Genomic DNA, 8,799 nt, shown 5'->3' on the forward strand with positions numbered 1-8,799 from the left:
TCACCCGCGACACCCTTGCCTCCGGCTAACACTTCCCCTTGCCGGGTGTGTAGAGGACTTTCACCTCCAAGTCACCCGCTTGGCCACCACAGCCAAGCGGGTTGCGCTTACGCGCAACGCGCCATGCCTGGCGCACACAAAAACAAGATGCCTCAAGGAGACACTCGATGAGTGTAATCATCGCCCTGGCAGCGCTCGCGCTGCTGATGCTGGCTGCCTACCGTGGTTATAGCGTTATCCTGTTCGCCCCCATCGCCGCGCTTGGCGCGGTGTTGCTGACAGACCCTTCTGCCGTTGCGCCCGCCTTTACCGGGGTGTTCATGGAGAAAATGGTCGGGTTCATCAAGCTCTACTTCCCGGTGTTTCTGCTGGGTGCCGTATTCGGCAAGCTGATTGAACTGTCCGGCTTTTCCCGCTCGATTGTCGCTGCAGCCATACGCGTCCTCGGTACCCGCCAGGCAATGCTGGTGATCGTACTGGTCTGCGCACTGCTGACCTATGGCGGCGTTTCGCTGTTCGTGGTGGTTTTCGCCGTCTACCCGTTCGCGGCCGAAATGTTTCGCCAGAGCAACATCCCCAAGCGGCTGATCCCGGCCACCATTGCCCTGGGCGCGTTCTCCTTCACCATGGACGCCTTGCCCGGCACCCCACAGATCCAGAACATCATCCCCAGTACCTTCTTCAACACCACCGCCTGGGCAGCGCCGTGGCTGGGGCTGATCGGTACGGTGTTCGTTTTCTGTGCCGGCATGCTTTACCTGCATCGCCAACGCAACAAGGCCCAAAGGGCCGGCGAAGGTTACGGCACGGATTTGCGCAACGAGCCCGAAACAGCCACCGACCTGACCCTGCCCAACCCACTGTTGGCCCTGTCGCCACTGGTATTGGTGGGGGTGATGAACCTGCTGTTTACCCACTGGATTCCCGCCTGGTACGGCAAGACCCATAGCTTGAGCCTGCCCGGCATGAGCACCCCGGTACAAAGCGATATCGCCAAGCTGACCGCGATCTGGGCGGTAGAAGCCGCGTTGCTGATTGGCATTCTGATGGTGCTGGTGTGCGGCTACAGGGCCATTCGCACGCGCCTGGCCGAGGGCACCAAGAGCGCCGTCAACGGTGCCTTGCTGGCCGCGATGAATACCGCATCGGAGTACGGCTTTGGTGCAGTCATCGCCTCGCTGCCGGGTTTTCTGGTGCTGGCCGATGCACTCAAGAGCATTCCCAACCCACTGGTCAACGAAGCCGTCACCGTCACCCTGCTGGCAGGCATTACCGGCTCTGCGTCCGGCGGCATGAGCATCGCCCTGGCAGCCATGTCGGAGACGTTCATCGCTGCCGCCAACGCCGCGAACATTCCGCTGGAAGTACTGCACCGCGTGGCTTCGATGGCCAGCGGTGGCATGGACACCCTGCCGCACAACGGCGCGGTGATTACCTTGCTGGCAGTCACCGGGCTGACCCACCGCGAAGCCTACAAGGACATTTTCGGCATCACCCTGATCAAGACCCTGGCGGTATTCGTGGTTATCGCCACTTTCTACGCCACGGGCATCGTTTAAGGAGCACAACATGAACTTCAACGGAAAGACCGCATTGGTGACCGGCTCTACCAGTGGTATTGGCCTGGGGATCGCGCAGGTATTGGCCCAGGCCGGTGCCAACCTCATACTCAACGGCTTCGGTGACGCCAGTGCGGCCATCGCCGAGGTTGCCCGTCACGGCACCCGCGTGGGCCACCACCCAGCCGACCTGAGTGATGTGCAGCAGATCGAAGACCTCTTCGCCTATGCCGACCGCGAGTTCGGGGGTGTCGATATCCTGGTCAACAATGCCGGCATCCAGCACGTCGCGCCGGTTGAGGCCTTCCCCACCGAGCGCTGGGACGCGATCATCGCGCTCAACCTGTCGGCCGTGTTCCATAGCACGCGGCTGGCACTGCCGGGCATGCGCCAACGCAACTGGGGGCGGATCATCAATATCGCCTCGGTGCATGGCCAGGTCGGCTCGGTGGGTAAAGCCGCCTATGTTGCGGCCAAGCACGGGGTGATCGGGCTGACCAAGGTGGTTGGGCTGGAAACCGCCACGACCCCGATCACCTGCAATGCTATCTGCCCTGGCTGGGTGCTGACGCCGCTGGTGCAAAAGCAGATCGACGACCGCGCCGCAGGTGGCATCGATCCGCAGCAGGCGCAACACGACCTGTTGGCCGAGAAGCAGCCGTCACTGGCCTTCGTTACCCCCGAACAGCTGGGTGAGCTGGTAGCGTTCCTCTGTAGTGAGGCTGGCAGCCAGGTTCGCGGCGCCGCCTGGAACATCGACGGCGGCTGGCTGGCCCAGTAAGGCAGGCGCTTTGCCGGGCGGGCTGCGGCCAACACAGCAATTCTGGCTGTCAGCCCCGAGGTTCGCGAATACACTGTTCTCAGGACGATAACAAAGAGGACATGGCATGAACGAGGTGCTCTGGCGCCCGACCGAGGCGCAAATCCAGGCCAGCCCGATGGATGCCTTTCGTCGGCAGATCAACCGTCGCCATGGGGTGCACCTTGACGACTATCATGACCTGCACCGCTGGAGCATCGAGCAGCGCGAGGCCTTCTGGCAGGCCCTGGCCGACACGTTCGAGGTGCGCTGGCATCAGCCACCGCGGCAAGTGCTCGAGGAAGGCCCGCACATGCCCGATGCTCGCTGGTTCAGCGGCGCGACCCTGAATTTCGCCGAGCACCTGTTGCGCCGCGACGACCTCCGCCGTGATCACTGCGCCGTGGTGTCACTGCGCGAAGACGGCAGCCGTTTCACCCTCAGCCACACGGAGCTGGCCGCCCAGGTTGCAGGGCTGCAGCGCAGTTTCAAGGCGATCGGTATCGGTGTCGGCGACCGTGTCGCGGCCTGTCTGCCTAACACCTGGCAAACCCTGGTGGCGATGCTCGCCTGCACCAGCCTGGGCGCCGTCTGGTCGTGCTCCTCGCCAGAGTTCGGTACCCATGGCATTGTCGACCGCTTTGGCCAGATCGAACCCAAACTGCTGATCGTCTGCGCGGGTTATCACTACGCCGGCAAAGACATCGACCAGACCGATAAAATCAACGAAGTACTGGCCCAGTTGCCAAACCTTGAGCAGGTGCTGGTGCTGCCGTACACCCGCACGCAAGCGCAGACTGCGGACTTCCACTGCGCGGCCAAGGTCAGCCTGTGGGACGACTTCTATCAGCCAGGCGGTACACCGACGTTTACCCCCCTGCCGTTCGACCACCCGCTCTACATCCTGTACTCCAGTGGCACTACCGGTGTGCCCAAGTGCATCGTTCATTCGGCCGGCGGTGTGCTGCTGCAACACCTGAAGGAACATGGCCTGCACAACAGCCTTGGCCCGGACGACACCCTGTTCTACTACACCACCTGTGGCTGGATGATGTGGAACTGGCTGGTCAGCGGCCTGGCCCTGGGCGCGACACTGGTGCTCTACGATGGCTCACCGCTGTACCCTGACGCGGGACGCCTGCTCGACCTGATCGACAGCGAGTCAATCAGCGTGTTCGGCACCAGCGCAAAGTACCTGACTGCACTGGAGCATGAAGGCCTGCAACCGCAGCTCAGCCACCGTCTGGAGCGCTTGCGCCTGCTACTGTCCACCGGCTCGCCGTTGTCACCGCAGAGCTATGACTACGTGTACCGCGCGTTCAAGCACGACCTGCATCTGGTGTCGATGTCGGGTGGTACCGACATCGTCTCCTGTTTCGTGATCGGCAACCCCACCCTGCCCGTGAGGCGTGGCGAGATCCAGTGCAAGAGCCTGGGCATGGCGGTAGAGGTCTGGAACGATGAGGGCCACCCGGTGATTGGCGAAAAAGGCGAGTTGGTCTGCACCCGACACTTCCCGGCGATGCCCCTGGGGTTCTGGAACGACCCGCAGGGCGAGCGTTTCAAGGCGGCCTACTTCAGCCAGTTTCCCGGTGTGTGGGCACAGGGCGACTATGCCGAGGAAACGGCCAACGGCGGCATTATCATCCATGGCCGCTCCGACGCTGTGCTCAACCCCGGTGGCGTGCGCATCGGCACGGCTGAAATCTACCGTCAGGTAGAAAAGATCGACGAGGTGCTGGAAAGCGTCGCCATCGGTCAACACTGGCAGGGCGATGTCCGGGTGGTACTGTTCGTCCGGCTGCGCGAAGGTATCGTCCTCGATGATGCCCTGCAAACACGCATCCGCCAGACCATACGTGCCAACACGACACCACGGCATGTACCCGCAGTGATTGTGGCAGTCAGCGATATCCCACGCACCATCAGCGGCAAGATCGTCGAGCTGGCAGTACGTAATGTGGTTCACGGTCAGCCGGTGAAAAATACCGATGCCTTGGCCAACCCCGAAGCACTGGCACATTTTCGCGACCGCGCAGAGCTGCGCGATGAGGCATAATCGGCGCTTTTCTCAGGCGTCACAGAGGTACCTACAGCCATGAAAGCACAGGCCCGCCATATTCTGGTCAAAACCGCCGAAGAGGCCGAGCAACTCAAGCAACGCATTGCCAAGGGCGAAGCCTTTGACGTGCTGGCCAAAAAGTTCTCCACCTGCCCTTCCGGCAAGCGCGGCGGCGATTTGGGCGAAGTGCGCCCCGGGCAGATGGTCGGTGCAATTGACCAGGTCATTTTCAAGAAGCCCCTGCGTACCGTGCACGGGCCGATCAAGAGTAAATTCGGTTACCACCTGGTGCAGGTGTTCTTCCGCGACTGAACCCGGCCCGGGCTTCTCCAGCGGCGAGCCGCGGTAACCGTTCACCACCTGTCATTTCTGTCAGTTGTCAGTTTCGGCCATTGGGTTATACCCCTTGGAGCACACAGACGTGCGCCATTGAGGTACTCAAGCATGCGAAAATTTCGCTGGTTCATGACCCTCGGGGCCTTGCCCCTGTTGGGTGACGCCGCTTTTGCAGCCTGCAGCTTCGCCCCGGGGAGTGGCGACGATGCTTACGTGTGTGACAGTGGCATCGCTGCATCGCTGTCCGACACCTCAGGCGACAACAGCCTGCTGATGCCCACGGATGGCACCGGCAGTATTACGGGCAACGTGACCTTTGGCGCTGGACGTGATCGGGTGCAGATTGATTCCGGCACCATTGCGGGCAACGTCGGCCAAGGGGGCGGTATCGACACCTTCGTCATGAACGGAGGACAGATCACAAAAGCACCTGGATGGATGTCGGCGCAGGCCTCAGCGTCCAGCCAAGCCCTTCCCTCAGCGTGTACGCCAGCCTGGATTACGGCTACAACCTCGACAGCCGCCAACAGGAACAGGTCAGCGCCAACCTCGGCCTGCGTGTGAGGTGGTAGCGGGCCTCACGCGCGGCGAGCAGCCAGCAGACCAACACCTGCGCAGGCAAGCAACGACGCACTGACCCGGTTGAACAGCCGGCGCCGAGCCGGCTGGCTGAACCAGCGCTGCATGTACGCCCCCAACCAGGCATAAATAGCAATGGCCAGCCATTCCAGCAGCAGGAACAAGCCACCCAATACCGCAAACTGTTCACTGACTGCAGTGTCGCTGGACACATTGACGAACTGTGGCAGGAACGCGGTGAAGATCAAAATGGCCTTGGGGTTACCAGCTGCGACCCAGAACTCCTGACGCGCCAGGCGCAGGGTACCGGCATCGCGCTCGACGGCCACGCCGTCTTGCCCGACCGGCGCCCGCCAGAGCTGCCAGGCAATGTAGAACAGGTAGGCCGCCCCCAGCACCTTGATCATCAGGAACAGGTATTCACTGGCGTGCAAGACCACGGCCAGCCCGGTCGCGGCCAGGGCGATCATCCCGGCAAAGGCCAGCAGGCGACCGGCACCCGCCACGCAAGCGGTACGCAGACCGTAGCGGCTGGCGTTGTTAAGGGACAGCAGGTTGTTGGGCCCCGGCGCCATGTTCAAGGCAAAGCAGGCGGGCACAAACAGCAAGAGGCTCGAAAGGTCCATGGGCCACTCCAAAAACCTCAAGACTCTCGCCTGGCCGACCTCACGTCAAGCGTGGCCAACTCCAGAAAAGAGAAATGCCCGTTCAACCAGCCGCCGGTATCGATATGCCAGACATTACCGAGCACCCGCACTGATGGCCCTGGCGTATGCCCGACAATCAGCGCCCGCAAACCCGCGACAGGTGTCGGGTCATTCTGCTGCAAGCGCCGACGTGACCACTGGCAAATGTCCTGCGCAGCTTTCACCGGACCGACAGCCAGTTGATCACACCACGCCTGCCAACTGGGACTCGGGCAGTCGGCGTGCAGCACACCGACCGGGCCAGCAAGCGTGTCGATCTCCAACGCCAGCGGCAAGCGGGCAAATTGCTCGGCATATCGGGACTGCTCTGCGGCGGGGCTGTCCAGGAACCAGGCACCACCATTGGCCCGATACAATTCAACATCGAGCCACTGTCCTTGAACATGGGCCACGGCAAGTGCCTCGTGATTGCCCTGCACGGCAAAGAACCAGGGGCGCTGCAACCAGACAAGCGCCTCTTCGCTGTCTGGCCCGCGATCGACCAGATCGCCCACGCTGAACAGGCGGTCACTGCTGGCATCGAAGCCAATCAATGCCAGTGCCTGCTCCAACCGCCGAAAATGGCCGTGAATATCACCGACCGCGAAATCCCGGCCCCATTCATTATGCGCAACGCGCTGCAAGCGTCCCACCGCGCCCCTCCTGCTGATACGAGGCTCAGGTTTTCACGAAGACAATCCAGAACGGTAAAGAATCGATGATCTGCTCCTCGAACGCGAGCTGAACCTGACCAAGGCCGAAAGGGGTTATTTACTTCAAGCATAGCCCGCCCTGAACACGTGCCTTCACGCCTCAGGTAAGCCAATCCGTGAACGGAGGTTTGCAAACGGGGAACTACAGGCACTCGTACACAGCACGTTTAACCGACGTATGCCAAGGCGCGCCCTCATAGAAGGAAATCAGGCTGCCCTCACCTTGCCGATGAACCTCAAGGTAGTCACTGGCAGTCACGCTGCCTGACACGCTGAGCTCATAGCCTCTGGAGATCGCCTTGCGATCCACCTGAGCATGCTGCTGTTGCTGCCAGCGCCCCATGACACACGCGCTATAGTCGTCAGGCGACTTTGCCGAGTGCTCTGAAATCGTTGGAGAATTGGGCGTGAGGGCCACTGGCAATGAGCATCCCGCCAGGAGCACGCTGATCATCGCGGCGACGACTGTCTTCTGCATGGCGCACCTTGAGCAAAAGCCGGCACTTTAGATCAAAGCGGCGGGGTTGTGACCTCACCAAAGGTCTAGCAAGGGCGGATAGGCGGCAGCGGCTATTAGCCCACGGCGTGACTGCTGACTTTTCGATTACATCACTTTCACGCAGCCTTCACGGCCCAACGCCTAAGGTCGCAACTGCTCCTTTGGAAACTCCACATCAGCCCGCCTCCCCTAGCGGGCTTTTTTTTGCTCGCCAGGGCTTGAATGCGTGTGGAGACTGGCGGTAGGCATTCGGCGTTACAGCGTTGCCGTTCAGCATCAGGTTGTTGCGATTGCCGGTTCAGGCATCATGTGATGTTGCCGCAAAAGAGATTGACACTCCCGTCCATCGGGCCGGCCCTCAAGACCAGGACATAGCCACCGGAGCGAAGCGCAGCGAGTGAAACAGGCGCTATGGTGGACAGCCGCATTGGTGACGACATAGACCTTGTCGTCATCGACTGATTCATCTCATAGACCGGCTTTGGCCCCATGCGCTCACACGTCCCTGAGTAGATGTACGTGTCGATGTGTACAGGTAATGCCGTACCGCTTGGCACCCCGCCCAAAACAATCGAAAGCCCTGTCCTGTTTCCTGTCGTTGGCGACAACAACGCTGATGCCACATGGCCGGTGTTGTACTGAGTGGCGTTCAGAGCAACGTTGACCACCTGATGATCGCCCGCTGTTGCCACGCCTGAGAGCAAGCCGGCTGCCACCAGCAATGCCAGTGAGGGTACTCTGTTCATCGTAAGCCTCCTGATTTTTCAGGTTACGTTGACGTGATCCCCCCACTAGATTCTAGCCAGCCAGCATCGGCTTGATTATCTTTCGACGACCGGTCCCACGCTACGCCCAAATGACCGTCTCGCTATTGATTAACGGTATTCGATCAGGGTTGATTTCACGCTCACAATGAAGAAACGTCTGAGTTCTCTCGACATCAAACGCCCGCATGGCCCTCTGCTTCATGATCAGGGATGAAACCCCGAAGTGCCCGCACTCCGGGCATACGAGCTCAATGCCATCCATTTCAGAGTCCACTTCCCGCGCGTCTGCAGAACAGATCAAGCACTTCATGTGTTATCCCCTTAATCAGCACCACACTATAGCCTCGCAACTGCTGATAATTCCTGGTTACGATGCCGCAGATCCGGAGCGCGGCGAAGGATATGGCCCCTTCCCAGATACCCCCAGTGCGCGCTGCTGGTAGTGTTGCACGGCCCGCATCAGCGACTCGGCTTCCAGGCGAAGACGCTCAACCTCTTCAGGTGGCGTCGAAGAATCTCTAGCTTTGTGATACGCGCAAACAGCCTCAAGGGCTCTTTTTAGAAGCTGCTCACCCGCCTTCATCATCTCGGTCAGATCCATGGTGCAACCCCCAGGCTTGCTCGCTCGTCTGGAGTATAGGCAGCGATCTGGCTGCCCCCCTGCATTTAGGCGCTAATGCCCTGTACCCCAGGGTCCTGGAAAGCCTTCCTGTGCCGTATACGGCGGCCTCAAGGAGCAAGTGCAACACCTGATGTAAGGTGTTGCCATGTCTACCCAATACAGTCACCTGAGTACCGA

At 60.7% G+C, this 8,799-nt stretch carries 9 protein-coding genes; 5 read left to right on the plus strand and 4 right to left on the minus strand.

Annotated elements, in window-relative coordinates; all coding sequences use genetic code 11:
* Positions 1–167: 167 nt before the first annotated feature.
* The 5 genes from CYD26_RS24215 to CYD26_RS26065 all read left to right on the plus strand — a co-directional run bounded on the left by CYD26_RS24215 (position 168) and on the right by CYD26_RS26065 (position 5,328).
* Complete coding sequence (locus CYD26_RS24215; RefSeq protein WP_102053864.1) at positions 168–1,559, plus strand: GntP family permease; 1,392 nt, start codon at positions 168–170, stop codon at positions 1,557–1,559.
* Positions 1,560–1,569: 10 nt separating this feature from the next.
* The gene (gene hbdH, locus CYD26_RS24220; protein WP_102053865.1) at positions 1,570–2,340 is read left to right on the plus strand and encodes a 3-hydroxybutyrate dehydrogenase; all 771 of its coding nucleotides are present in this window, start codon (positions 1,570–1,572) and stop codon (positions 2,338–2,340) included.
* Positions 2,341–2,446: 106 nt separating this feature from the next.
* The gene (locus CYD26_RS24225) at positions 2,447–4,417 is read left to right on the plus strand and encodes an acetoacetate--CoA ligase (protein ID WP_102053866.1); all 1,971 of its coding nucleotides are present in this window, start codon (positions 2,447–2,449) and stop codon (positions 4,415–4,417) included.
* A 39-nt stretch (positions 4,418–4,456) separates the two neighbouring features.
* The gene (locus CYD26_RS24230) at positions 4,457–4,732 is read left to right on the plus strand and encodes a peptidylprolyl isomerase (protein ID WP_065758331.1); all 276 of its coding nucleotides are present in this window, start codon (positions 4,457–4,459) and stop codon (positions 4,730–4,732) included.
* Between the two features lie 458 nt (positions 4,733–5,190).
* On the plus strand, positions 5,191–5,328 hold the full coding sequence (locus CYD26_RS26065) for an autotransporter outer membrane beta-barrel domain-containing protein (protein ID WP_145991824.1): 138 nt from the start codon (positions 5,191–5,193) through the stop codon (positions 5,326–5,328).
* Positions 5,329–5,334: 6 nt separating this feature from the next.
* Here the strand turns inward: CYD26_RS26065 and CYD26_RS24235 are convergent, their stop codons facing one another.
* The 4 genes from CYD26_RS24235 to CYD26_RS24250 all read right to left on the minus strand — a co-directional run bounded on the left by CYD26_RS24235 (position 5,335) and on the right by CYD26_RS24250 (position 7,979).
* Positions 5,335–5,961, minus strand: a complete 627-nt coding sequence (locus CYD26_RS24235) for a LysE family translocator (RefSeq protein ID WP_065758329.1) — start codon at positions 5,959–5,961, stop codon at positions 5,335–5,337.
* A gap of 17 nt (positions 5,962–5,978) precedes the next feature.
* The gene (locus CYD26_RS24240) at positions 5,979–6,674 is read right to left on the minus strand and encodes a metallophosphoesterase (protein ID WP_102053867.1); all 696 of its coding nucleotides are present in this window, start codon (positions 6,672–6,674) and stop codon (positions 5,979–5,981) included.
* Positions 6,675–6,876: 202 nt separating this feature from the next.
* Positions 6,877–7,212 carry a hypothetical protein gene (locus CYD26_RS25075; RefSeq protein WP_065758327.1) on the minus strand — a complete coding sequence of 112 codons (336 nt, stop codon included), beginning with the start codon at positions 7,210–7,212 and terminating at the stop codon, positions 6,877–6,879.
* A 326-nt stretch (positions 7,213–7,538) separates the two neighbouring features.
* A complete protein-coding gene (locus tag CYD26_RS24250) occupies positions 7,539–7,979 on the minus strand; it encodes a hypothetical protein (RefSeq protein WP_102053868.1) in 441 nt (146 codons plus the stop codon).
* Positions 7,980–8,799 lie beyond the last annotated feature (820 nt).

The sequence above is a fragment of the Pseudomonas sp. FFUP_PS_473 genome, from assembly GCF_002858665.1.
Lineage (GTDB): Bacteria > Pseudomonadota > Gammaproteobacteria > Pseudomonadales > Pseudomonadaceae > Aquipseudomonas > Aquipseudomonas defluvii.